Below are 23,775 nucleotides of genomic sequence, written 5' to 3' on the forward strand. Positions count from 1 at the left end.
GCGCGCCCGGCATAATCGGCCTGGTGCCGATCACCATCCGTCCAGCGTCAGCCGACGATGCGCTACGGGTCGTCGAGGTCTACGTCGACTCATGGAATGCGGGGTTCGTCGGGCTGATGCCGCCGATCGCTCTCGACGAGGGCCGGGTCGCCCGGTGGGCAGGAGAGTTGGCGGAGGGCAACTGGTGGGTCGCGGAGTACGATGGTGTCGTCGCCGGGCTGGTCGGCGTCGGCCCGAGCCGGGATCCGCTGGATCCACAGCTGGGCGAGCTCGACACGATCGGCGTGGATCCGACGTACTGGCGGACCGGCATCGGTACGGCGCTCATGCACAAAGCCCTCGACGAACTGGCCGCCGGCTACCCGGAAGCCATCCTCTGGACGCTGGCCGACTACGACCGGGGCCAACGCTTCTACGCATCGACCGGCTGGCAGCCCGACGGCAACACCCGCGACAACGGCCACCAGGTGTCGTACCGGTTCACCTTCTCCTGGAACCACACATAGGGTCGCGGGTATGACGAGTGTTCGTGAGGATTTGGCGCCGACTGGGGTGTTGCGGGCGTCTATCAATCTGGGGAATCCGGTGCTGGCGCAGGGGACGCCGGAGGAGCCGGCTGGGGTGACGGTCGACATCGCGCGGGAGCTGGCGCGGCGGCTTGAGGTGCCGGTGGAGCTGGTCTGCTTCGACGCGGCCCGGAAGTCGTTCGAGGCGATGACGACCGGGCAGGCGGACATCTGCTTCCTCGCGATCGACCCGGCGCGGGCCGGTGAGGTCGCGTTCACGGCGCCGTACGTCGTGATCGAAGGGGTCTTCGCCGTTCCGGCGGACTCACCGCTGACCACCGTCGACGAGGTGGACAGTCCGGGTGTCCGGATCGGCGTGAAGCAGGGATCGGCGTACGACCTGTACCTGACCCGGACGTTGCAGCAGGCAACTGTTGTGCGAGGTGACGAAGGGGTCGACATCTTCCGCGCCGAAGGGCTGGAGGCGACCGCCGGCATCCGCCAGCCGATCGCGCGGTTCGTTGCCGAGAACCCCGATGTCCGGCTGATCGACGAACGATTCATGGAGATCCGGCAGGCCGTCGGCACCACGAAGACGCGCAGTCCCGAGACGGTTGCCTACCTGCACGGTGTGGTCGAGGAGCTCAAGGCCAACGGTTTCGTCGCCGACGCGCTGGTCCGTTCCGGCCAGGCGGACGCGTCGGTGGCGCCGCCCGCGGCGCTTTAACTCCGCTAGGACGCGCGAAGACCCCCGGGACGTGGTCGCGGGGGTCTTCGCGGGGGTTGGGGTCAGCCGAGGAGGTTGAGGGCCTGGACCGCGTCGCGCTCCTCGCCGAGCTCGGCGGTGCTGGCGTCGATGCGGCCGCGGGAGAAGTCGTCGATCTCGAGGCCCTGGACGATCTCCCAGTTGCCGTCCTTCGTGGTGACCGGGAAGGAGGAGATCAGGCCCTCGGGAACGCCGTACGAGCCGTCGGAGACGACCGCCATCGACAGCCAGTCGCCGTCGGCCGAGCCGCGCAGCCAGTCGCGGGTGTGGTCGATGGTGGCGGCCGCGGCGGAGGCGGCCGACGACGCGCCGCGGGCCTCGATGATCGCGGCGCCGCGCTTCTGCACGGTCGGGATGAAGTCGTTCTCCAGCCAGTTCTGGTCGTTCACGACCTCGGCCGCGTTCTTGCCGGCCACCTCGGCGTGGAAGATGTCCGGGTACTGGGTCGCGGAGTGGTTGCCCCAGATCGTCATCTTCTTCAGGTCGGTGACGTGCGTACCGGTCTTCTTCGCCAGCTGGGCCAGCGCACGGTTGTGGTCCAGCCGGGTCAGCGCGGCGAACCGCTCGGCTGGGATGTCCGGCGCGTTGCTCTTCGCGATCAGCGCGTTGGTGTTGGCCGGGTTGCCGGTGACGGTGATCCGGATGTCGTCCGCGGCGTGCTCGTTCAGCGCCTTGCCCTGGACGGTGAAGATCGCGCCGTTCGCCTCGAGCAGGTCGCCGCGCTCCATCCCCTTGGTCCGTGGCCGCGCGCCCACCAGCAGCGCGACGTTCGCACCGTCGAAGATGACGTTCGGGTCGTCGCCGATCTCCACGCCGGCCAGCGTCGGGAACGCGGAGTCGTCGAGCTCCATCACGACCCCCTCGAGCGCCTTCAGCGCCGGGGTGATCTCCAGCAGCCGCAGCTCGACCGGCGTGTCCGGCCCGAGCAGTGCGCCGCTCGCGATCCGGAACAGCAGGCTGTAGCCGATCTGACCAGCGGCCCCGGTAACGGCCACCTTCACCGGTGTAGTGCTCACGACACGCTCCTTCTGTGCTTGTGGGTGCTTCGGACGCTAGCAAGCCACGCCCACCGACCCAACGCTGGGGCACCGAGTACTTCCTCACACCCCCTCAAACTCCACTTTGAGCACCCACCGACCTTTTTTCGCCCCGGCAAATTGGTTGGTGGCTTCTCAAGGTCGCTCGGCAGGCGGGAGTGCGCGGTTGAGAGGATGGGTGGGTGGAACACAGGGTCGGCTCTGGGATCGCGAGCGTTGAGGCAGCGGCCGACGGGACGTTCGTGCTGCGGGTCGACGGATCTCTGCAGTCGCAGGTGGACCTTGCTGATCCCGCCCACCTGTCGTTCGAGTACATGCGCCGGATCGGCGACGTCGTCGACGCGGTCGCACCCCGGCGTCAGCCGGTCGCCGTCGTACACGTGGGCGGCGCGGCGCTCAGCCTGCCGCGGTACGTCGCCACGACGCGCCCCCGCTCCCGGCAGATCGTCCTCGAACCCGACGAGGACCTGACCGAGTTCGTCCGCGAGGCGCTGCCGCTGCCGAAGCGCTCCGGCATCAAGGTGCGCGGCGTCACCGGCCGGGCCGGCATCACCGAGCTGTACGACGACTCGATGGACCTGCTGATTTTGGACGCGTTCGAGCACGAGGCCGTCCCGGCGAACCTGGTCACCACCGAGTTCTTCACCGAATGCGCCCGCGTCCTGCGGCCCACCGGCGTACTGGTCGCAAACCTGATCGACGGAACCGCCGGCCTGCCGTTCATCCGTCGTACGGCGGCCACCGTGCGGGCCGTGATCGGCGACGGCGTGGTGCTCGCCGAGCGGAAGATCCTGCGAGGCAAGGGATTCGGGAACGTCATCCTGGTCGCGTCGCCCCAGCCCGTTCCCGACCTGACCACAGCCGGCGGCCGGGCCCAGCCGCCGTACGACGTGATGCCGCTGAGCGAGCTGGCCGGGAAGGCGGCGCCGCTGAGCGATGCGGAAGGGTTCGTCACGCCGCAGGCGCCGCCCGCAGTCTTCCGGAGCTGAGCCGGTCGAGGGCTTGCGCAACCGCCGCCCGCTCGCCGGGCGTCGCACCGATCGCGCGCAAGAGGTGGTCGAGCCGATCCCGGCGGGCCAGCCGGCTGCCCTGTAACCAGCCTTGGATGGTGGTCCTGGGGATGCCGGTGAGCCGCTCCAAGGTGCGCAGGGACCTCGGCCGGGCGAGCGCGGACAGCGCCGCTCCCAGGTCCTCCAGCGTCTCGGCGGTCTGCAGCAGTTCGACGACGTCCTGTGGATCGCGGCTCGCGGCCTCCCAGTGCCGTCGCCACACCGGGAGCAGCTCGGCAGGCACACCGCAGCCGGTCAGGAACGCGGTCGTCACATCCCAGGACGGCAGCTGCCGGCCGCTGGTCGCGCGGACCAGGTGCGCGTGCGAGTAGTGCGCGTGGTCGGCGAGCTCTCGATAGGTCAGGCCGGCCTGCCGCCGGACTCGCTGCAGGGCGCCCGCGAACGCTTCCAGGTCCATGGTAACCTCCTCGCGATCAAACATAATTCAACATGAACAAACAAATCAAGTGACAGGAGTCAAGTTACGATTGGCCAATGTCCGTCGCGAGGGTTGCCGCACTGACCTACTACCCCGTCAAGGGGCTCTCCGGGGTGTCCGTGGAGCAGGCCGAGGTGGGTCCGGCCGGCCTGCGGAACGACCGGAACTTCATGCTCGTCGAGCCCGACGGCACCTTCCTCAGTCAACGCAGCCTGCCCGCGATGGCAGCATTGCGCGCGGAGCTCGCCGGCGAGGTCATCCGGCTGTCCGGCCCCGACGCGCCGGACCTCGAGATCCCGATCCAGTACGACGGCAAGCGGCGCGACGTCAGCCTGTTCGGGAAATGGTTCGGGCTAGGTGTCGTCCAGGACCCGGCCGCGGACGAGTGGTTCACCGAGCGGCTCGGCAAGCCGGCCGCGCTGGTCCGGGTGACGCCCGAGCACGATCGGCTCGGCTGGGGTGTGCATCGCGGCCAGACCGGCTTCGGCGATGCGCACGCGCTGATGATCACGTCCCTGTCATCGCTGGACCGGCTGAACGAGCGGATCGTCGAGCGAGGTGGCGACGCCATCCCCATGAACCGCTTCCGCCCGAACATCGTCGTGGCCGGCTGGCCGGAACCGCATACCGAGGACAGGGTCCTGCGGATGTCCGCGGGTTCGGTCGAGATCGGCTACTCGGCCCGCTCGATCCGCTGCGCGGTCCCGACCGTCGACCAGTCGACCGGCGAGAAGTGTGGTCCCGAGCCGACCCGGACGCTCGCGTCGTACCGGCGGCAGCCCGACTACGGCGGCGGGGTCAGCTTCGGCATGAAGGCCGCGGTGCTTGCCGAAGGCACCCTTCATGTCGGCGACGAGATCCTCGTGCACGAATGGATCCCGGCCGGCCCCGACCCGGCCCCCAACCGCCGTTAGCCCGCAGACTTGTGCGCCGGGTACTTTCGCCGCTGCCGGCACCGGCTGCGAACTGTCGACGCCCCGCGGGTTCGGCGCATCCGTCGTACCAGGTGGAGCTACCTGGCAACGCGCACGGTCCGACCTGGTTCGCGCGGGAGGCGTGCAGCTGGACAGGAGGTGTCGGTCCACGGCTGATGGCCGGGTGGCTTGGTCAGGCGTGAGACCGGCCGGCCGGGCCAGACCTGAACCGATACCTCCTGTCCAACTGCACCACCATCAGCCTCCACCCGTCCGAGATGGTGCTTGACGCGGTACTAGCAGGCGACGCGGGCGCGGCCGGTGACGGCCTTGTAGGTGCAGGTGTCGAACGTCTTGCCGGCCGGCGTCTGGAACCGGGCGGTGTCGCCGGTGTTGTTCCAGATGTAGTTGCCCTGGTTCCAGTACAGGGTCTGCGCGCGGTTGCGGTTCTTACCAGTGCGGACGATCGCCGTCGTCTGGCCGGCGAGAACGTAGCCGCGCGGGAAGACGAAAACGTGGTTCGCAACGTCCAGCACACGGAACCCGGACAGGTTGATTGGCCTGCTGCTGATGTCAACCAACCGGGGTCGCGACCCCGTGCTCGAGCAGCCTGACGCGGGCGGCCAGGCCGGCTTCGCGGAAGGCCTTGAGGAACTGGTCCGGGCCCTCGGTGAAGTGCGCCCAGCCCTCGGTGTGGACGGGCACGATGGTCGCGGAGCCGAGGAGGTGTGCGGCCTCGACCGCGGCCTCCGAGGTCAGCGTGAGCGCCGCGCCGTCGAGCAGCGTGGTCCGGGCGCCACCGGCGAAGAGGACCGCCACGTCGATCGGCGCGAAGCGATCGGCGATCTCCTTGACCAGGCCGATCGACGCGTTGTCGCCGGACACGTACACGGTCGGAAGATCCGCACCGGTCAGCACGAATCCGGTGACGACACCGAGCACCGCCTCGGCGCCCTCCGGACCATGCAGTGCGGGTACGCCGGTCACCGTGACGACGCGGCCATCCGGACGCGGCAGCTCGATGGACTCCCAGTTCTCCAACGCTCGTACGCCGGGAATCCGGGTGGCCGCCCCTGGGGTCGACAGCACCGTCGGGACCGACGGGAGCAGGGCGCGGCCCGCGTCGTCGAGGTTGTCCTTGTGCTGGTCATGCGAGAGCAGGACGACGTCGACCCGACCGAGCTCCGCGGCCGGGATCGCCGGGCCGGTCAGCTTGGTCATCACCCGGCCGGGCAGCTGGTAGTCCCGGGGCTCGTCGAAGGCGGGGTCGGTCAGGAACGTCAGCCCGCCAAGGCTGATGACGGCGGTCGGGCCGCCGATGTGCGTGATCTTCATGTCCACGATCTTCGGTTCCGGCGCGCCGATCCACCATTGGCCCGCGAGCCACAGTTCCTGAAGATCGGGCCATACTGGTCCCATGCGCACAGTCGCCGTCCTCGCGTACGACGGGATCAGTCCGTTCCACCTGTCCGTGCCCTGCCTGGTCCTCGGTGATCGCCACAGTCCGCCGAGTCAGTACGACGTACTCGTCTGTGCCGAGGAACCGGGATCGCTGCGGACGAACGCCGGCTTCGGGGTGACTGTCGATCGCGGGCTCGACGTGATGGACGAGGCGGATGTGGTGGTGCTGCCGAGTTGGCATCCCGGTCGCGAGCCGTCCTCCGTACTGATCGACGCGATCCGCCGGGCGCACGCGCGGGGAGCGACTGTGGTCGGTCTGTGTATCGGGGCGTTCCTGGTCGCGGCGAGTGGGATCGCGGACGGGCGGGAGGTGGTGACGCACTGGCGGTGGGCGGATGAGTTGCAGGCACGGCATCCGGAGCTCACCGTCCGGGCGGACGTGCTGTGGTCGGATCTGGGTGACCTCATCACGTCCGCGGGTACGGCGGCGTCGCTCGACTGCTGTCTTCACCTCGTCCGGACGCATCACGGGGTCGAGGTGGCCGAGCGGTTGGCCCGGGACATCGTGGTCGCGCCGCATCGCAGTGGTTCGCAGGCGCAGTACATCCCGGTTCCGGTGCCGCCCGATCCCAGCGACGACGTGATCGAGAAGGCGATGGTGTGGGCCCGCGCGCGGCTCGATCAGCCCGTGACGCTGGACGAATGGGCGACCGCGGTGGCGTTGTCGCGGCGTACGTTCACTCGGCAGTTTCGCGCGCGGACCGGGATCTCCGGGCAGGCATGGTTGTTGCGCCAGCGGCTGGACCGGGCCCGGTTGTTGCTGGAGACGACCGACCATCCGGTCGAGCGGGTCGCCGGCGAGAGCGGGTTCGGCAGCAGCGCGGCGCTGCGGCACCACTTCCACGCGCTGCTGGGCACGACGCCGCAGCGGCATCGGCAGGAGTTCGGGGCGCTATAGCAGCAGGAACAGCATGTAGACGGCCGGGGCCGCGAAGGTGATCAGGAGGATCCAGGCGATCATCCGGTGCCGAGGCTTGTCGCGGCTGAGCGAGGACGCGAAGTACAGGACGGCGCCTTCCTCGGTGTGCCGGCTCAGACCCATCTTGCGGGCCTCCTCCGGGCGCGGATCCGGCCGCTCGTCGGCCAGTGCGTCCGGCGGAATCCCGAAGTGCGCGGGGAGAGCCGGATCCAGATCATCACGTTCCCCGAACATCCAGCCTCCGCAGGTAGGTGGACCATCAGCCGTCCACCCATGGTCGCACCAACCCTGCGCGAAAGTCCGCCGGTCCTATGAGAAGTCGGCCACCCAGGCGACGCGGGTCGGCCTGCGGGCGCCGATGCAGCTGCCGAGCAGGCCGCCCGCGCAGTACTTGGCGGTCTCTCTGCCGACTCCCAAGGTCGTGAGGCCGCAGTTCAGGACCGTGCTCTTGCTCTGGGCCATCATTTGGTTGAAGGCCTGCTGAGCGCTCCAGCTGTCGCCGCCCGCGGTCGTGTTCGAGCCGCCGGCGGAGTTGACCGCACCGGAGTCGGCGCGGTTGCTGGCGTCGGAGCGCGCACCGTCGGTGAGGCCGGGGTCCTGCTCGAGACGTGCGCAACCGTTCGTCACGCGGGCGCTGTCGATCAGGTTGAACAGCTCCAGCTCGTCGGAGTTCATCCCGCCGTCCGCCACGGGCGGTGGTGGTGGCGGGGTTGTCGTCGGCGGGGTCGTCGGCCTCTTTGTGCTGACGGTGCGGTCCGGGGACGTTGGTGCTGTGGTTGGTTCCGTGGTCTTGCGGTCCTTGGTGGTGGTCGCGGTCGGGTCGTCCGTCGGGGCGGTGGACGGGGTGTCGGTGGGGGTGTCCGTCGGTGTTGGGGTCGGCGTCGCCGTCGGGGTCGCCGTGGGTGGGGTGCTGGGGCGGGCGGTCGGGGGAGCGACCACCGGCTTGGTGGTCGGGGTGATGTAGGTGTCGTCGGTGCGCGTGACGATCGGGACCGACGCGTCGGCCGGGTCGTTCTGCGGCTGGTGCAGGAGGATCCACGAGATCGGCGTGATCACCAGCACCACGGACGCGATCGCGACCACGGTCCGGCGGGTCCGCGCCGACTTCCCGGCCGCCGCCGACCTCGCCGCCGCGCGCGATCCACCCCGGCCGGGCCCGGAAGACCCACGCCCGCCGGAACCAGAACCGTCGCCGAACCCACCACGACCACTCGCGCGACCACTAGAGCCGCCCGCCGGACTTGCAGTCGAACCAGCAGCCGTCTGTCCAGCCGTGCCCGCAGCGCTGGCCGACTCAGCACCGGCAACTCCGGTCCCGGCAGCAGCGCCGAGGCCAGCAGCCCATGCGTCACCCGACGTACCGAGCCCTGAGGTCCCGCCTTCGCCTGTCGAGTCCGACGTACGGCCATCGGTCGTGCCGGCAGCTCTCGCCGATGCAGCACCAGCAGTCGGGCCACCAAGTGATGCCCAGTCGTCGCTCACACCACCGAGTCGCGAGCTCCGACCGTCAGCGTCGTCACCAGCACGTCGCGAGGACCAAGTGCCGGCCGTGCCACCAAGGCCGGCGCTTTGCGGGTCCGGAGTGCCGGCGCCGCGCGAGGACCAAGTGCCGGCGGTTTCGCCAAGCCCTGGGGTCCGGGCGTCGGCGGCCGCGGAGTTCTCCGACGTACTGGCGCGGCGGGCCGACCAGGTGCCGGCGGTGTCGCCGAGGGTTGCGGACTGGGGGTCCGTGGTGCTGCGGCGCGAGGACCAGGTGCCGGCGGTTTCGCCGAGGCCTGCTGGGGTGTCCGCGTCGGCTGATCCCCGGCTTCGGCGGCCGGCGGCTCGGCGGCCGGGGCGGGGGGCCTGCTCGGGCTCGGTGCCGGCGATGGATTGAGCGACCCACGAGGGGCTACCGCCGGCGGGGCGGGAGCGGGCACCCAGGCCGGGGTCCGCGTCCGGTGGGGTGTAGCTGGGGATGGACGGTCGCGGCGCGTACTGCGGGGTGGCCGGGCGGGACTGGGCATCGGCCCAGAACGGGGACTCGTTGGCGGCGCCCGCGGACTGTGCGGTCGCCCAGAACGGGGACTCGTCACTGCCGCGGGGTGCGTACCGGGGTGGTTCGGGCGGGGCCGGTGGCGGGGTTTCCGCCGCAGGGGTGGACCGGTTGCCGGACCGCGACGAGCGCGAGGCGGCGCGGGTCGCCTTCCTGCGTGGCTTGTACCGGCTGCTGCCGGAGTCGGACATTATGTCGTCGTTCCCTTCACTGTCTCGCCCCCAAGACGTGCCTCGCCAGTCGTCTCACCGGAGCCCCCCAGGACGGTCCGGCGACATGACAAGGACGGATCTACCCGCAGTGACCGACCATGAACCGGCCGGACATTGTGGCCGTGAGACAACATCTCCGCCACCCTCGGTGTGTTCGGCACAATGACGATCTCGAAGTCTCATCGGGCGCATCCACTCAACTGCGCCCGAAGTCCTGGACCCAGCTGCCCGGTCCCCAGTCCGGCTTGACCTGGCCGGGGTCGTAGCCGATGCCGATCGAGGTGAACCGGCAGTTCAGGATGTTCTTGCGGTGGCCGTCGCTCTGCATCCAGGCCGCGACGACCTTCTGTGCGGTGTCGTAGCCGGCGGCGATGTTCTCGCCCCAGCTGGAACCGCGGTACCCGGCGGCCGCCATCCGGTCGCCCGGGTCCTGCCCGTCGGGGTTCGTGTGGTCCATGTAGTGGCGACGGACCATGTCCGACGCCTGCATCCCGGCCGCCTTGACCAGTGCGCTGTCCAGCCGGAGCGGGCCGCAGCCCTGCTGCTCACGGATCTGGTTCGTGTAGTCGAGCACCTGGCGCTCCTGCGCGTTGGTGCCGCCACCACTGGTCGGCGGCTGCGTGGTGTCCCTCGGCGTCGGCTCGGTGGTCCGCATCTTCGTCGGCGTACTGCGCGACGGCTTCGGATTTGTTCTGGTGCTGTTCGGGGTCCGCGGCGCCGTCGGTGTCATAGCCGACACGCCACCGGTCGGGACCGGGGTGGTGACGGCACTCGTGGCGGTGTTGCCCGGGGAGCCGCTGGTGGCCGGGGTACCCGACGTGGACGTGGACGCCGCCGACCCGAGGGCCGGCGTACCGAGGACGGAGGTGACCACGCCGTTCGGCAAGGTGTTGGTCACGGTGGCACCGGGTACGGCGGCAGTCGTGGTGCCGTCGACCCCGGACGGGGCGGAGTCGTTGCGCGTGTCCTCGGAGACGTTCAGCACCTTGGCTGCGTCGTCCACGGTCGAGTGGTCGCGAGACATCAGCCAGACCACCGGGCCGATGGCGAGCAGCACGGACAGCGCGCTGACGGTCGGGCCGATCAGGCCGACTGCGTCGGGGAGCACGTCGGCTGCCGCGGTGTCGCCGGGGGGTAGGCGAATCCGTCATGGGTGGGCGAATCCTCTTCGTTTTTCGTCGTACCGAGTGCTTCTTCGTCGTTCCCCGTGGTTGCTGCCAGGTCCCCCCTGGTCACCGAACAGTGACCTTAACCGATGGGTAAGGTCACTGTTACAGGTTCGCGACGGCTCTTAACGTTCCCCGAAGGTTTCCGGGAAACGATTGACGAACGGGTCCTGAACGGGTCAGCCGCCGAAGTCCTGCACCCAGCTTCCGTTGCCCCACTCGGGCTTGACCTGGCCGGAGTCGTAGCCGATGCCGATCAGCGTGTAGGTGCAGTTGAGGATGTTCTGCCGGTGGCCCGGGCTGTTCATCCAGCCCTTCACGACCGCGCCGGCACTGGAGTAGCCGACGGCAATATTCTCGGCCATCGCGCCGCCCTTGAACCCGGCCGCCTTCATCCGGTCGAACGGGCTGCGGCCGTCCAGGCTGTCGTGCGCGAAGAAGTGCTCGTCGACCATGTCGGCCGCGTGCCCCTCGGCTGCCTTCGTCAGTGCGCTGTTCATCCGCAGCGGCCCACAACCGGACTTGGCGCGCTCTTGGTTGGTCAGTGCAAGCACCTGCGCCTCGGCGGTCCCCGACCCACCGGAAGGGTTGGCCGGCTTCGGTGCCGGGGTGGCGGTGTGGCTCGGCTTCGGCGACGGCTTCGGGGACCGCGTGCCGCCTCGGCTGGGCGCCGTACTCGATCGGGTCGCCGCCGGCGTCGGGCTCTTCGTCCTCGACCGCGTCGGTGTCGGCGTCGGCGTCGTACGACGAGGTGTGTACGACGGAGTGGTCGGACGGATCGGGGTCACCGGGGTCGACATCGGGGCGTCGTCGGACGCCGAGGTAACCGACGTCACCGGGCTCTCCTGGCTGGTGACCTGACGCCCGCCGGTGTCACGCAGGACGAACCATCCGATGCCCGCCAGCAGGACCAAGGCCGACAACGAAGCGATGAGCGGTCCGGCCACTCCACTACTGAGTGACCGTTTGTGGTTCGTCATGGTGAGCAGCCTTGCCCAGGTCAGCGCTTGCGCACTCCCGGGCCGGGCCGCACTTCACGAACCTTTGACTATCTCAGCCGTTTGAAACGCCTGCGTCTCAGCGTGAGCGCGCGATGACGATGTCCGCGATGACCTTCCAGCCCAGACTGCGATACAGCCGCAGGCCGTCGATCGACGCGATCAGGATGCCGCGCTTGGCGCCCTGGGCCGCGGCCGTCTCGACCAGCGAGGCCATCACGGCACTGCCGAGACCGCGCCGCCGGTGCGCCGGGTCGGTCTCGATCCGGTCCGCGACCGCGTCCTCGCCGACCACGGCCATCCGCCCGCTCGACACCACACCACCGTGCAGCGTCGCGCGGGTGATGATCAGGTCGGACTCGAGCTCGGTGTGCAGGGCATAGCGCTCAGGCAGTTTCAGGGCCGGCTGCTCCGACAGCTGGATCGTCATCAGCCAGTCCTGGTCCTGCTGGACCTCGAGACCGAGATCCTCGAGCTGCTCGATCCGGGCTTCCTTGTCGTCGGTGGCCAGCGTGATCCAGCCGGCCCCACGACCACCGCCGCCGGCCAGCGCCAGCTCGGCGGCACGTTCGACCCGTTCGGGTTTGTCATCGGCATCCAGAACGACATACTCCGTCGGGCGGTTCTCCTCACCCGCACGGACGGTCAGAATGCCGTCGTTGTCGTCCTCCACGGTGGTCCAGCCCCTCGAAACCGACCACCCGGCCTGCCAGCGGCGGACGAGCTCCTCACGATCTCTCACCCGTCGATTCAAGCAGCCGGATCGCGCCACGGCGAGGGGAACTTGTGTCGTCTGTCACCAACTGGCCGTATTCCGTCGTTTCCAAGGGGTCACCACTACCGCTTCCGCCGGCCCCGTCGCAACCCCACCGCCCACCCCCTCCACCTCCCGGCCATTTGAGGGGAGATCCCCTCAGCTGGTCCCTTCTCCCTCTGTACGCGAGGGGAGAAGGGGCAACTTCCGGGGAGATCCCCTCAGCTGGTCCCTTCTCCCTCTGTACGCGAGGGGAGAAGGGGCAACTTCCGGGGAGATCCCCTGAGCTGGTCCCTTCGCCTGTCGGTATGCGACGGGAGAAGGGGCAACTTCAGGGGATCTCCCCTCAAATGGCCGGGGTCGCGCGGGGCCGGTCGGTGGCGAGTCGAAGGGTCGGGGTCAGGGGCGGGGGTCGGTGGCGAGGAGGTCGAAGCCGAGCAGGTTCAGGAACTCGCCGTCGCGCCGTGGCGAGGCCAGTCGCTCGGTGCTCACCGCGGTGAAGCCGTTGACCTCCGCAACGTGCGCCGACGCGGTGTTGCCCTCGGCAGCGAACAGCACCAGCCGGCGCCGCCCCAGACCGCCGTCGGCGATCGGCCGGAAGGCATGCTCGATCACCAGCCCGACCGCGGTCGACATCACCTTGCGGCCGCGCGCATCGGGGTGCAGCCAGTAGCCGATCTCGCCCATCGTCTTGTCGATCCGGTTGTTCAGATCGAAGACACTCACGCAGCCGAGCAGCTGATCCGAGGCCGCGTCCGCGATCGCCCACGGCACTCCTTCGCCACTCGCGAGGGCGTCCTGTCGGCTCCGCATGAACCCTTCGGCGTCGCTCAGCTGGTACGGCGACGGCAGGCCGGCCAGCCAGTACTGCGTCCGCTCGTCGTTGCACGCCTCCGTGATCCGCGGTGCGTCCGCCGGCTGGAACGCACGCAACCGGATCCCGCCACCCTCGAGCTCCGGCACCGACCACCAGTTGCCCTGCGGCTCGAGCTCGTCGTCGCGGCCGATCGTGGCGATCCACTCGTCCCGCCGGACGTCCCGCGCCAGCCCACCACCCGGTACGACGACCACGCCGCGGAACCCGCACTTCCACGCGACCCGGCGCGACGCGTAGTTGCCGGTGAACGCCCGCCAGATCACCCGGTCCCAGCCGAAGACGTCGAACGCGTGCCGTACGACCAGCTTGACCGCCCGCGTCATCACCCCGGCGCCCCGGGCCCAGGGCGCGACCGAGAACCCGATCTCGCCGACCCCGCCCTGCCCGTCGTGCAGGTCGACGGTGCCGCTGAAGCGACCGTCGTACTCGATCGCCCAGGCCCAGGAGCCACCGTCCCGCCAGCCCATCGGCACGATCTCGGTCACGAAGTTCACCGCGTTCTGGCGGTCGTAGGGCACTGGGATGGTGGTCCAGCGCTGCATCTCCGGGTCCTGGCACATGTCGTACACGCACTCGATGTCGTCCGTCGTGTGCGCACGCAGGGTCACCACGCCGTCGGTCAGGACCGGAACGTCCTCGGGAAATCGCATGCTTCAGGGTGACGCGGCGCCACCGGCGAGGCAACGTCATTTCCCTGACAGCGGCGGGTTTCGACACTAGGCTGTGGACGTGAACGCAGCCGGAACGGAGCCGTCGCGGGGCCGGGGTGGGCAGCTGGCCGCCCAGCGGCAGGCCACGATCGTTGCCGAGGTCAACAGTCGCGGCGCGATCACGGTCGCCGAGCTGGTCGATCGGTTCGGGGTGTCGGACATGACGATCCGGCGCGATCTGGACGCGCTCGACTCCAGCGGGTTACTGCACAAGGTGCACGGCGGCGCCACGTCGGTCGGGCTGCGCAGCGCGCACGAGCCCGGGTTCGACGCCAAGCTGACGCAGGAGTCCGCGGCCAAGCAGGCGATCGCGGCCGAGGCGGCCGGCCGGGTCCAGCCGGACAGCGCGATCGGGATCGGTGCCGGTACGACGACGTACGCGCTGGCTCGTCAGTTGCTGCGGGTGGAGAACTTGACAGTTGTCACGAACTCGGCGCGGATCGCGGATGTGTTCCACGGCAACAGCCGCTCGGATCGCACGGTGGTCCTGATCGGCGGTATCCGCACTCCTTCGGACGCGTTGGTCGGCCCGATCGCCACCGCCGCCCTGGCGTCGCTGCATCTCGATCTGTTGTTCCTCGGCGCGCACGGCGTCGACGCCGAGCACGGACTGAGTACGCCGAACCTGATGGAAGCCGAGACCAACCGGTCCTTCATCGCCGCGAGCCGCGAGGTGGTCGTGGTCGCGGACCACACCAAGTGGGGAACGGTCGGGTTGAGCACCTTCGCCACCTGGGCCGACCTCGACGTCATCGTCACCGACAGCGGACTGTCCACCGCCGCCCGCAAAGCCATGCGGGACACCGGCTGCGAGCTGATCCTCGCCTCCTAGTTGAGGCGCGACGCTCCGGCTGACGGGGTCGCCGCGAGGGCGCTGGGTGCGGTGAAACCGTGCTCCGCAAAGGCTTTCTCGATCGCCGCGAGGACGGACTCGGCCGCGTCCGCCACAACCAGCGCGATGATGCAGCCACCGAAGCCGCCGCCGGTCATCCGGGCGCCGAGCGCACCGGCCTCGAGCGCGGTGTCGACGGCGACGTCCAGCTCGGGCACGGTGATCTCGAAGTCGTCCCGCAGCGACGCGTGCGACGCGGTGAACAACGGCCCGACCTCCTGCAGCCGACCGGCCCGCATCAACGCCACCGCTTCCTCGACCCGGCGGATCTCGGTGACCACGTGCCGCACCCGGCGCCGTACGACGTCGTCGCTCAACCGGGCGAGTGCGTCGTCGAGGTCCTCGTACGCGATCGACCGCAGGGCCGGTACGCCGAGCTCGGCGGCGGCCTGCTCACAGCTCTTCCGGCGGGCGGCGTACTCGCCGTCGACGTGCCGGTGGGGTGCCTTCACATCGACGACCAGCAGCGCGAGGTCGTCGGCCGCCGGATCGAACGGGATCTGGTCGGTGGACATCGCGCGGATGTCGAAGTACAGGGCATGACCGGCGGTGCAGCACATCGACGCCATCTGGTCCATCAGGCCGACCGGGGCGCCGACGTACTGGTTCTCGGCGCGCTGGGCGAGCCGCGCGACCTCGGCGGGGTCGACCTCGATGCCACGCAGGCCGAGCAGGGCGACGGAGGTCGCGCAGAGGAGTGCCGCGGACGACGAGAGGCCGGCGCCGGAGGGCAGGTCGGAGTCGACCAGGAGATTGGCGCCGCCGATCGCGTAGCCGGACTCGCGCAGGATCCAGGCCGCACCGGCCGGGTACGCCGCCCAGTCACTGACGGAGCCCGGAGTCAGTTCGTCGATGGCGAACTCGGTGATGCCCTTGTGCCCGGTGGACGCGACCGCGATCCGGCCGTCGTCGCGCTGCGAGGCGGTGACCACGATCCGGTTCGGCAGGGCGATCGGCAGGACCAGGCCGTCGTTGTAGTCGGTGTGCTCGCCGATCAGGTTGACCCGGCCGGGAGCGCGCCAACTGCCGTCCGGCGCCGTACCGAAAACGTCCTGGAAACTCACGAACCCACCTTCCGCAGGGTCTCGGCCACGTCCTCGGGCCGGGTGTCGCTGATGAACGCGCCCATGCCGGACTCCGAGCCGGCCAGGTATTTGATCTTGTCCGCGGCCCGGCGGATCGACAACACCTCGAGATGGAGGTAGCCGAGCTCGCGATCGATCCGGACCGGGGCCTGGTGCCAGGCCGCGATGTAGGGCAGCGGATCGCCGTACAGGCCGTCGAGTCGTTGGAGTACGTCGAGGTACAGCTCGGCGAAGTCGTCGCGCTCGCCGACCGACAGCTCGTCGATGCCGAAGACCTGACGGTGCGGGTAGAGGTGCACCTCGACCGGCCAGCGGGCGGCCTCGGGCACGAACGCGGTCCAGTTGCCGTTCGCGGCGATCACCCGGCTGCCCTCCTTCCGCTCGGCGGCCAGGACGTCGGCGAACAGGTTGCTGCCGGCAACTTCCTGGTGCTGCCGGGCCCGCGCCATCAGGGTGCGCATCCGCGGCGGCAGGAACGGGAAGGCGTAGATCTGGCCGTGCGGGTGGCTGAGCGTCACGCCGATCTCACGGCCGCGGTTCTCGAACGGGAAGACGAGCTCGACGTCGTCGCGGGCGCCCAGCTCGGCGGTCCGGTCGGCCCAGGTGTCGACCACCAGCCGGGCCTGGCCCTGGGACAGGTGCGTGAACGACTGGTTGTGGTCGCTGGTGAAGCAGACCACCTCGGTCCGGCCCGGGCCGGCGAACGAGGGGAACCGGTTCTCGAACACGGCCACGTTGTAGTCGTGGTCCGGGATCTCGGTCGGGTTGCCCGGCTTGCTCGCGCACAGCGGGCACTGGTCGGCCGGCGGCAGATAGGTCCGGGTGTTGCGGTGGGTCGCGTAGGTGATCACATCACCGGTCAGCGGGTCGGTCCGCAGCTCGACCTGTGGTTGCGGGGCGGGCAGTCCGCGGGTGTCCTCGAGCGGCACCCGGGCCGGCGCGTCGGCCGGGTCGTAGTAGATCAGCTCGCGTCCGTCGGACAGCCTGGTGTCGGTCCGGCGTACCCCGCGCGGTGTCTTCATCGGTTGACCCTCCCGGCCGTACGACGTGGACGGCCAGGAATCATCGTAAACCAACAAACTCGAACATGCAGCATGGTACGGGCCACCGCTAGGCTTGTCGGATGGACGACTACGCCCAACGCACGCCCTCTCGACGTACGACGAGAGGGCGTTAGGAACTCCGAACCATGAAAGTCACCCTGCTCAACATCGCCCTGATCCTGGTCTTCGTGCTGATCGGCGGGGTCTTCGCCGCGGCCGAGATGGCGCTCGTCTCGCTGCGCGAGAGCCAGCTCAAGTCGCTGTCGCACCGCGGCCGGCGTGGCGAGATCGTGGCCAAGGTGGCCGCCAACCCGAACCGGTTCCTGTCCGCCGTCCAGATCGGCGTGACCCTGATGGGGTTCCTGTCCGCCGCCTTCGGTGGCGCGACGCTCGCCGACGGCCTGTCCCCGCACCTGCAGAAGCTGGGCCTGCCCGAGTCGGTGGCCAACACAGTCGCCCTGGTGCTGATCACGATCTGCATCTCCTACGTATCGATCGTGATCGGCGAGCTCGCGGCCAAGCGGCTCGCGCTGCAGCGGGCCGAGACGTTCGCGCTCGGCCTGGCGCCGCTGGTCGACAAGATCGCCTCCGGCGCCCGCCCGGTCATCTGGCTGCTGTCGAGGTCGACCGACCTGGTGGTCCGTGCCCTCGGCGGTGACCCGAACGCGAACCGCGAGGTGATGTCCGACGAGGAGCTGCGCGACCTGGTCTCCGCGCACGAGTCGCTCGGTGAGGAGGAGCGCCGGATCGTCGACGATGTGTTCGAGGCCGGCGGCCGGCAACTCCGCGAGCTGATGCTGCCGCGCACCGAGGTGGACTTCGTCGACGCGGAGATGCCGGCGTACAAGGCGGTCAAGTTCGCCGCCGAGCGGCCGCACTCGCGCTACCCGGTGATGAACGGCTCGGCCGACGACATCGTCGGCTTCGTGCACGTCCGGGACCTGTTCGACCCCGCGGTCGCGTCTCGTTCGGTCCGGGTCGGCGACCTGGCCCGCGAGGTGCTGATGCTGCCGGACACCGCGAAGCTGCTGCCCACGCTGACCGAGATGCGCCGGGTGTCGACCCATCTGGCCATCGTCCTGGACGAGTACGGCGGTACGGCGGGCATCGTCACGCTGGAGGACCTGGTCGAGGAACTGATCGGCGACATCAAGGACGAGTACGACGAGGAGTCCGGCGAGACCACCCGGTTGCGCAGCGGCGACATCGAGGTCGACGGCCTGCTCAACCTCGACGACTTCGCCGACGAGACCGGCGTCGAGCTGCCCGACGGCCCCTACGAAACCGTCGGCGGCTTCCTCGCCGCCCAACTCGGCAAGGTGCCGTCCACCGGTGACGAGGCCCGCGTCGACGGTCACACGCTCACCGTCATCGAGATGGACGGCCGCCGGGTGGCCCGGGTCCGGATCCACCGCCTCAAACCGGCAGGGGAGGAGCCGGTTCCGGCCGAGGAGCCAGCACCTGCCGGCGACTGAGGATGACCAGGCCGCCGACGACGTAGCCGAGGCCCTGGAAGACCAGGACGGGGATGATGCCGACGGCGTCGCCGAGGAAGCCGGCCGAGGTGATGCCGACCAGGACGGCGACGGACTCGGTGGCGGTGATCGCGCCGAAGATGCGGCCGCGGGTGCCGTCCTGGGTGAGGTTCTGGAACACCGTCATCATGCCGGCGACCGTGAAGGCGCCAGGGAGTCCGACGACGATCATGCAGGCGAAGGCCGGGATCAGGCTGTCCGAGATCAGCGGGTAGCAGAACAGCGTCAGGTCGACCAGGCCGAAGAAGAAGGCACCGACGCCCCACATTGTTGCTGCAGGCAACCGTGACCCGATGGCCGCGGCGACCAGCCCGCCGACGATGCCGCCGATCGCCTGCGACGAGACGATCAGGCCGTACGCCGTACCGTCACCGCCCAGCTCGGAGCTGACGAAGGGTGCGAACAGCGTGCTCATGATCCCTTCGCCGACACCGGTGACGAGGCAGAAGACGAACAACAGCCGCATCGCCTGCCCCGCGACGCACAGCCGCAGACCTTCGGTCCACTCGGCCCGCAGACGGCGGATCGCCCCGCCAGCCTCCTCGGCCGCGCTCGCTTCGTCGTGCTCATGTGGGGTACGGCGATGCCGCATGCCGGCGACCAGGACGACGGCAATCAAGAAGGTGCCGGCATCGGCCAACCCCAGCAGGGTGAGACCACCGAGCGCCGCGAACACGCCGCCCAGGGCGGCGCCGACCAAGCGGGCGATGTCGCGGATCTGACCGTTCAAGGCGTTGGCCGTCACCAGTTGCTCGGACTCGACCAGCACCGGCACCAGCGACTGCTCGGCCGGGCTGAAGAACTGCTGCAAACAGCTCTGCGCGAGGACGACGCCGTACACGATCCAGATCGCGCTCTCGTCCCGGACGGCGAGCAACGGCAGCAACACCAGCGCGTTGAGTACGTTCGTCACGATCATCGTCTTCCGCCGGTCCCAGCGATCGACGAAGACTCCGGCCAGCGAGCCGAGCACGACCGGCGGCACGAACGACGCCAGCAGCAGCCCGCCGGAGGCCAGCGTGGATCCGGTCAGCACATACACCTGGAACGCGAGCCCGGTCCGCAGCAGCCAGTCGCCGATCAGCGAGATCAGCCCGGCGCTCAGCATCAGCCGGTAGTCGCGCTGCCGTGCGAGGACGCCCCACAGGTCCTTCATCACTGCTCCTCAGGTGTGATGGTGACGATCTGCGTGATGGAGACATGGCGGCTGCCCGGCGGGCGGGTGGACTTGTCGTCGATCGGCCGCTCGTCGACGTACCGCTGCAGCAACGCGTCGATCTGGGTAACGAGCTCGGACAGTTCCTCGGCGGTCAGGTAGAACCCGCTCTGCCCGATGCCCGAGTTGTCCCGCCAGACCGCGTCCTCGGTCGTGCGTTCCTGCTGCCATTGGCTGAGACGCTCCAGCGCCCGCTCGGCCAGCAGTTGCTCGAGGACGTCGGCTGCCGCCGCCCCCTCGGGAGTCGTGGCGGCGTCGCGCCACGACTGCGAGGTCGACACCAGCCGCCACGGCCGCTCCCGGTTGTCCTTGCCCGGCGCCGGTTCGACGAAGTCGTACTTCGCCAGCTGCCGCAGGTGATGCGACGCCAGCGCCTGGCTGATGCCGAGCCGCCGGGCCGCGTCGGCCGCGGTCATCGGCCCTTCCCGCCCGAGCAGCGACTGCAGGTCGAGCCGGACCGGATGGGCCATCGCCCGAATAGCCAGCGGATCGGCCAGCAACCGCGTCCGCCGCGGATCCTTCTCCAAAGACATGCTTGGAATATGCGACAGCCTGAATCGGATGTCAAGCCGTTGCTTGGAATGTTGTCGCGCGGACCGAAGAACGGGTAGTGGTGGGCGTCGCCTCGCCCGAGAGCGATGGTTCGCGCCCAGGCTGCCTTGCCGGGGTCGACCACTACCCGTCCGTCGGTACGGTCAGCCGGTCTGTTCGCGGATCCACTCGAGGGCGTCCTCGGCGTGGGCCAGGACGGAGATGTGGCCGAGGCCGGGACGCAGGTCGAGGTCGGCGGTGCGGAGGTGGTCGGCCAGCCAGCGGCCATGGGAGCTGGGGATGATGCCGTCGTCGGTGCCGTGGACGAGGAGGGTCGGAGCGGTGATCGTGGCCGGGTCGCAGCCCCAGGGCACTACGTAGGAACAGTCATCGTCGATCAGCCCGTCCGGACCGTTCGGCATCGACTTGTCACCCGCGACCGACCCCAGCCAGCCCCACGGCCCGTCGAACATGGCCAGGTCCGCCTCGGTGAACTCCGGGTCGTACTCCACTCCCGACGCCTCGTGGCGCTCCTTCGCCGACCTCCCCGCGGCCGCGGCCCGGAGTGACGCCAGTCCGGACGGGATCATCCCGTCGTACCTGTCGAGACCTTCGGCGTCGTACGGCGCGATGGCCGCGAACGTGGCGACGGCCTCGACCCGCTTGCCGAGGACCGCGGCCGAGCCGAGGGCGTACGAGCCGCCGCCGGAGTAGCCCATCAGCGCGAAGGTGCCGACCCCGAGTGCGTCCACGACTGTGGTCAGATCGGCCGCGACCGAGGCCATCGTGCGTCCGGGTGCCGGCGTCGAACCGCCGTACCCTGGCCGGTCGAACGAGACCCAGCGGATGCCGAGCCAGTCGCCGGCTTCGAACAGCGGCTCCGGCGGGACGCCCAGGTTCGGCGTGCCGTGGTGCCAGACGACCGTCAGCCGGGCGGTGTCGCCGGGCGCGCTGTCGTACACGTGCAGGGTGCGGCCGTCCGCCAGCCGGAGGTCCGTCTCGTCCATATCGCTCACCTTAGGTTCGTCGGGGTCTTGGCGAGCGGTACGTCGGAGGCCCACGGACGGAGTCGACATTCGAACGAGCGGAGCGAGTTCGTCATCTGGCGCCGCCGGGCGCGAGGTTTTGCCCGGAGGTGAAATGTCGAGTCCTGGCGGCCGCCTCCGACCTCTGCTGCGAAGATCCACTCAGACTCCGAAAGGAACCAGTCATGAAGTACCTGCTGCTCATTCACAGCAACCCGATCACCTGGGGACACCCGTCGTTCCTGTACACCGACGAGGGCCAAGCGCTGCCGAAGAAGGCCCGCGATGCCCTGGAGGCTCAGCTGAACAGCCTTCTCGACGAGTTGGACACCTCCGGTGAGCTGGTCACGGCCGTGCCGCTCGAGCCGCCGTCCAGCACTCGGGTCGTCCGTGTCCGCAAGGGCGTCCGGGCGACCACCGACGGCCCGTACTCCGAGGCCAAGGAGCAACTCGCCGGCGTCTTCCTCATCGATGTCGCCACCCCTGAGCGGGCCGAGGCGATCGCGGCCACCATCCCGGAGGCTCAGTTCGTCGCGGTGGAGGTCCGCCCGGCCTCGGTCTTCGACTAACTGACCAGCCGGGTGTGGTTCTCCCCGGTCGCGAGGGCGGGGTCGAGGGCGCCGAGGGCCAGCCAGGTGGCGCCGCCGACCCCGTCCCTCGCGGTCAGGACCTCACCGGAGAAGTGCTGATGGATGGCGTCCCTGATCAGGCGGCCGACCGGTGAGGCTTCGCCCGCGACACTGCCCGCGAGCACCATCGGGCCTTTGTCCGACGTTGTCCGGAGCCGGCCGACTGTCGCTGTGAGCAGTTCGGCTGCGCGTTTCACCAGAGCGCGTGCCGTTTCGTCGTTCTGCTCGTACGCCGCCACCACGGTCCGTGCCAACTCTGCGAGCAGGACCGGTGGCCGGCTGTTCACCGTGCGGATCAAATCGTCACGCAGTACGTCGTATCCCTCGCGCAACGCGATCGCATGCTCGTCCCGGTCGGGCAGGATCGCCTGTACGACGGATTGCCCGAGCAGGCCGAGTGGTTCGCCCAGATCCAGTGCGAGCAGCACACTGCGCACTGCTTCCCGGCCGAGCCAGAATCCGGACCCGTCGTCACCGAGCAGCCAGCCGTGCCCGTCCGCGGTCCGTACCAGCTGGTGGTTGCGCATCAGTCCGGCGTTGCTCCCGGTCCCCGCGATCAGCACGGTCCCGTCCGGTTCCGCCGTACCGGAGGCGAAGGCCACTTCGAGATCGCCGATGAAGTCGGGCTTGATGGTCAGGCCGACGCCGGACCAGGCGGCGTCGAACTGGGCTGCCACGTCGGGCCGCGCCAGCGCCGAGCCGCCGGCGACGCCGACCACCGCTGCTTTGACCGCGGTCGGGTCCAGTCCGGCCAGTGCCGCGTGAAGCGCCTGACCGAAGTTGGCCGCCGCACTTGCGGGATGACTGGTCGGGTTTCCGCCCGCGGCGGCACCCCGGCCGACTACGTTGCCGTCAGGGTCCGCGATCACGATCCGGGTGGAGGTGCCGCCGAGGTCGCCGCCCAGCACCAGTGCTGCTGGTATCGAGACCACTGGGTCGGCAGGTTCCGGCAGCGGGCGTTCGACCGACATACGCGATGCTCCAAACTGCTCAAAAGAGCCTCTCAGCAAGCATAAGAGAACAAGGTTACGCAACGGTTCCGATCCGGCGAGAAGAGTGAGATCGGCCTTGACTTTAGCTGCCAGGTAAGAAAAGTTCTGTCCAGCAAACCGCAAAGTTGCGCACTTGTCGGCACCGGGAGTGTCGTAGCGAACAGGTTAATCGAGGGGTGGGGGCCGCTGATGGCCAGCAGTAAGCACGGGGGACCGGCAGAGTCCGGTGGTCTGAGCGCGCAGGCATATGTACACACGCTGACGCCGATCCTGGCCGCGGTCACCGAGCAGATCGACGGACCGATCCAGCAGGCCGCGGACCTGATGACCACGGCGCTGCGCGCCGACGGCGTCATCCAGGCCTTCGGTTCCGGCCACTCCGAGGCGCTGGCGATGGAGATCGCCGGCCGCGCCGGCGGCCTGATCGCGACCAACCGGATCGCGCTGCGCGATCTTGTCCTGCTCGGCGGCGAGCCCGCCGAGTTGCTCGGCAGCGCTGAGCTCGAGCGTGACCCGTCGTACTCCCGGAAGCTTTATGAGCTGTCCGCGGCTCGGCCGGGGGACCTGTTCGTGATCGCCTCCAACTCCGGCGTGAACGGTTCGATCGTCGAGCTGGCGTCGGTGGTGAAGGAGAAGGGCCACCCGCTGATCGCGATCACCTCGCTGCAGCACACCGGCGGGGTGGACTCGCGCCACCCGTCCGGCAAGAAGCTGATCGACTTCGCCGACGTCGTACTGGACAACCACGCGCCGTACGGCGACTCCGTGCTCGACCTGCCCGACGGCGGTGGCAAGGTCTGCGCGGTGTCGTCCATCACCGCCGCGCTGATCGCCCAGATGCTGGTCGCCGAGGTACTGCGCCGGATGACGGACGCCGGCGAGACGCCGCCGGTCTACCTGTCCGCGAACATCCCCGGTGGCGACGAACACAACCACGCCCTTGAAGCAAGGTATGCCGGTCGCATCCGGCGTACTGCGTGAAAC

At 69.5% G+C, this 23,775-nt stretch carries 26 protein-coding genes; 10 read left to right on the top strand and 16 right to left on the bottom strand.

All coding sequences use genetic code 11. The features are described 5' to 3' along the window. Positions 1–23: 23 nt before the first annotated feature. Together OG558_RS17650 and OG558_RS17655 are read left to right on the top strand one after the other, a co-directional pair. Positions 24–506 carry a GNAT family N-acetyltransferase gene (locus tag OG558_RS17650; RefSeq protein ID WP_405071232.1) on the top strand — a complete coding sequence of 161 codons (483 nt, stop codon included), beginning with the start codon at positions 24–26 and terminating at the stop codon, positions 504–506. Between the two features lie 10 nt (positions 507–516). Continuing rightward, positions 517–1,233: a transporter substrate-binding domain-containing protein gene (locus tag OG558_RS17655; protein WP_405071233.1), complete on the top strand. Its 717-nt coding sequence runs from the start codon at positions 517–519 to the stop codon at positions 1,231–1,233. Positions 1,234–1,295: 62 nt separating this feature from the next. Here OG558_RS17655 and OG558_RS17660 read toward each other — a convergent pair whose 3' ends face one another. Beyond that, positions 1,296–2,288, bottom strand: a complete 993-nt coding sequence (locus OG558_RS17660) for a malate dehydrogenase (protein ID WP_405071234.1) — start codon at positions 2,286–2,288, stop codon at positions 1,296–1,298. Between the two features lie 203 nt (positions 2,289–2,491). Between OG558_RS17660 and OG558_RS17665 the strand changes: the two genes are divergently transcribed. Continuing rightward, complete coding sequence (locus OG558_RS17665) at positions 2,492–3,298, top strand: spermidine synthase (RefSeq protein ID WP_405071235.1); 807 nt, start codon at positions 2,492–2,494, stop codon at positions 3,296–3,298. On the opposite strand, the gene OG558_RS17670 is transcribed toward OG558_RS17665, so the two are convergent. Further along, on the bottom strand, positions 3,261–3,776 hold the full coding sequence (locus OG558_RS17670; RefSeq protein ID WP_405071236.1) for a helix-turn-helix domain-containing protein: 516 nt from the start codon (positions 3,774–3,776) through the stop codon (positions 3,261–3,263). The two genes, OG558_RS17665 and OG558_RS17670, sit on opposite strands and share 38 nt — an antisense overlap. Positions 3,777–3,853: 77 nt before the next feature. On the opposite strand from OG558_RS17670, the gene OG558_RS17675 reads away from it, so the two are divergent. Continuing rightward, positions 3,854–4,711 (top strand): MOSC domain-containing protein, encoded by an 858-nt coding sequence (locus OG558_RS17675; protein ID WP_405071237.1) that lies wholly within the window; start codon positions 3,854–3,856, stop codon positions 4,709–4,711. A 296-nt stretch (positions 4,712–5,007) separates the two neighbouring features. On the opposite strand, the gene OG558_RS17680 is transcribed toward OG558_RS17675, so the two are convergent. After that, on the bottom strand, positions 5,008–5,292 hold the full coding sequence (locus tag OG558_RS17680) for a lamin tail domain-containing protein (protein ID WP_405071238.1): 285 nt from the start codon (positions 5,290–5,292) through the stop codon (positions 5,008–5,010). After that, positions 5,285–6,046, bottom strand: coding sequence for an MBL fold metallo-hydrolase (locus OG558_RS17685; protein ID WP_405071239.1), 762 nt, complete (start codon positions 6,044–6,046; stop codon positions 5,285–5,287). The genes OG558_RS17680 and OG558_RS17685 overlap by 8 nt, the downstream gene beginning before the upstream one ends. Before the next feature lie 82 nt (positions 6,047–6,128). On the opposite strand from OG558_RS17685, the gene OG558_RS17690 reads away from it, so the two are divergent. Continuing rightward, a complete protein-coding gene (locus OG558_RS17690; protein ID WP_405071240.1) occupies positions 6,129–7,070 on the top strand; it encodes a GlxA family transcriptional regulator in 942 nt (313 codons plus the stop codon). Here the strand turns inward: OG558_RS17690 and OG558_RS17695 are convergent. The 4 genes from OG558_RS17695 to OG558_RS17710 form a co-directional block, all read right to left on the bottom strand. After that, complete coding sequence (locus OG558_RS17695) at positions 7,065–7,325, bottom strand: hypothetical protein (protein ID WP_329484423.1); 261 nt, start codon at positions 7,323–7,325, stop codon at positions 7,065–7,067. The genes OG558_RS17690 and OG558_RS17695 overlap by 6 nt on opposite strands. A 75-nt stretch (positions 7,326–7,400) precedes the next feature. Continuing rightward, complete coding sequence (locus OG558_RS17700) at positions 7,401–9,317, bottom strand: hypothetical protein (protein ID WP_405071241.1); 1,917 nt, start codon at positions 9,315–9,317, stop codon at positions 7,401–7,403. A gap of 217 nt (positions 9,318–9,534) precedes the next feature. Then, the gene (locus tag OG558_RS17705) at positions 9,535–10,446 is read right to left on the bottom strand and encodes a CAP domain-containing protein (RefSeq protein ID WP_405071242.1); all 912 of its coding nucleotides are present in this window, start codon (positions 10,444–10,446) and stop codon (positions 9,535–9,537) included. Positions 10,447–10,683: 237 nt separating this feature from the next. Next, on the bottom strand, positions 10,684–11,058 hold the full coding sequence (locus OG558_RS17710; RefSeq protein WP_405071243.1) for a CAP domain-containing protein: 375 nt from the start codon (positions 11,056–11,058) through the stop codon (positions 10,684–10,686). A gap of 55 nt (positions 11,059–11,113) precedes the next feature. Here OG558_RS17710 and OG558_RS17715 point away from each other — a divergent pair, with 55 nt between their 5' ends. Next, the gene (locus OG558_RS17715) at positions 11,114–11,365 is read left to right on the top strand and encodes a hypothetical protein (RefSeq protein WP_405071244.1); all 252 of its coding nucleotides are present in this window, start codon (positions 11,114–11,116) and stop codon (positions 11,363–11,365) included. 216 nt (positions 11,366–11,581) lie between these two features. Here the strand turns inward: OG558_RS17715 and OG558_RS17720 are convergent, their stop codons facing one another. Both OG558_RS17720 and OG558_RS17725 read right to left on the bottom strand, forming a co-directional pair. Further along, a complete protein-coding gene (locus OG558_RS17720; protein ID WP_405071245.1) occupies positions 11,582–12,244 on the bottom strand; it encodes a GNAT family N-acetyltransferase in 663 nt (220 codons plus the stop codon). Between the two features lie 411 nt (positions 12,245–12,655). Beyond that, the gene (locus tag OG558_RS17725; RefSeq protein ID WP_405071246.1) at positions 12,656–13,783 is read right to left on the bottom strand and encodes a GNAT family N-acetyltransferase; all 1,128 of its coding nucleotides are present in this window, start codon (positions 13,781–13,783) and stop codon (positions 12,656–12,658) included. A 79-nt stretch (positions 13,784–13,862) separates the two neighbouring features. On the opposite strand from OG558_RS17725, the gene OG558_RS17730 reads away from it, so the two are divergent. Further along, on the top strand, positions 13,863–14,675 hold the full coding sequence (locus tag OG558_RS17730; RefSeq protein WP_329484430.1) for a DeoR/GlpR family DNA-binding transcription regulator: 813 nt from the start codon (positions 13,863–13,865) through the stop codon (positions 14,673–14,675). Here the strand turns inward: OG558_RS17730 and galK are convergent. After that, positions 14,672–15,799 carry a galactokinase gene (galK, locus tag OG558_RS17735; protein ID WP_405071247.1) on the bottom strand — a complete coding sequence of 376 codons (1,128 nt, stop codon included), beginning with the start codon at positions 15,797–15,799 and terminating at the stop codon, positions 14,672–14,674. The two genes, OG558_RS17730 and galK, sit on opposite strands and share 4 nt — an antisense overlap. Then, positions 15,796–16,842, bottom strand: a complete 1,047-nt coding sequence (gene galT / locus OG558_RS17740; RefSeq protein WP_405071248.1) for a galactose-1-phosphate uridylyltransferase — start codon at positions 16,840–16,842, stop codon at positions 15,796–15,798. Before galT ends, galK begins: the two co-directional genes overlap by 4 nt. 167 nt (positions 16,843–17,009) lie before the next feature. Here galT and OG558_RS17745 point away from each other — a divergent pair, with 167 nt between their 5' ends. Then, complete coding sequence (locus tag OG558_RS17745; protein ID WP_405071249.1) at positions 17,010–18,338, top strand: hemolysin family protein; 1,329 nt, start codon at positions 17,010–17,012, stop codon at positions 18,336–18,338. Here OG558_RS17745 and OG558_RS17750 read toward each other — a convergent pair. The 3 genes from OG558_RS17750 to OG558_RS17760 all read right to left on the bottom strand — a co-directional run bounded on the left by OG558_RS17750 (position 18,280) and on the right by OG558_RS17760 (position 21,152). Then, positions 18,280–19,554, bottom strand: a complete 1,275-nt coding sequence (locus tag OG558_RS17750; RefSeq protein WP_405071250.1) for an MFS transporter — start codon at positions 19,552–19,554, stop codon at positions 18,280–18,282. The two genes, OG558_RS17745 and OG558_RS17750, sit on opposite strands and share 59 nt — an antisense overlap. Then, positions 19,554–20,147 carry a helix-turn-helix domain-containing protein gene (locus OG558_RS17755; RefSeq protein ID WP_328523884.1) on the bottom strand — a complete coding sequence of 198 codons (594 nt, stop codon included), beginning with the start codon at positions 20,145–20,147 and terminating at the stop codon, positions 19,554–19,556. Before OG558_RS17755 ends, OG558_RS17750 begins: the two co-directional genes overlap by 1 nt. A 162-nt stretch (positions 20,148–20,309) precedes the next feature. After that, a complete protein-coding gene (locus tag OG558_RS17760; protein WP_405071251.1) occupies positions 20,310–21,152 on the bottom strand; it encodes an alpha/beta fold hydrolase in 843 nt (280 codons plus the stop codon). Between the two features lie 203 nt (positions 21,153–21,355). Here OG558_RS17760 and OG558_RS17765 point away from each other — a divergent pair, with 203 nt between their 5' ends. Continuing rightward, a complete protein-coding gene (locus OG558_RS17765; RefSeq protein ID WP_405071252.1) occupies positions 21,356–21,739 on the top strand; it encodes a YciI family protein in 384 nt (127 codons plus the stop codon). Here OG558_RS17765 and OG558_RS17770 read toward each other — a convergent pair. Further along, a complete protein-coding gene (locus tag OG558_RS17770) occupies positions 21,736–22,770 on the bottom strand; it encodes an N-acetylglucosamine kinase (protein ID WP_405071253.1) in 1,035 nt (344 codons plus the stop codon). The two genes, OG558_RS17765 and OG558_RS17770, sit on opposite strands and share 4 nt — an antisense overlap. 210 nt (positions 22,771–22,980) lie before the next feature. Here OG558_RS17770 and OG558_RS17775 point away from each other — a divergent pair, with 210 nt between their 5' ends. Beyond that, entirely contained in the window at positions 22,981–23,772 is a 792-nt protein-coding gene (locus OG558_RS17775; protein ID WP_329484439.1) for an SIS domain-containing protein, read from the top strand. Positions 23,773–23,775: the final 3 nt, after the last annotated feature.

It is taken from the genome of Kribbella sp. NBC_01510 (assembly GCF_045040325.1).
In the GTDB taxonomy this organism is placed as follows: Bacteria; Actinomycetota; Actinomycetes; order Propionibacteriales; family Kribbellaceae; genus Kribbella.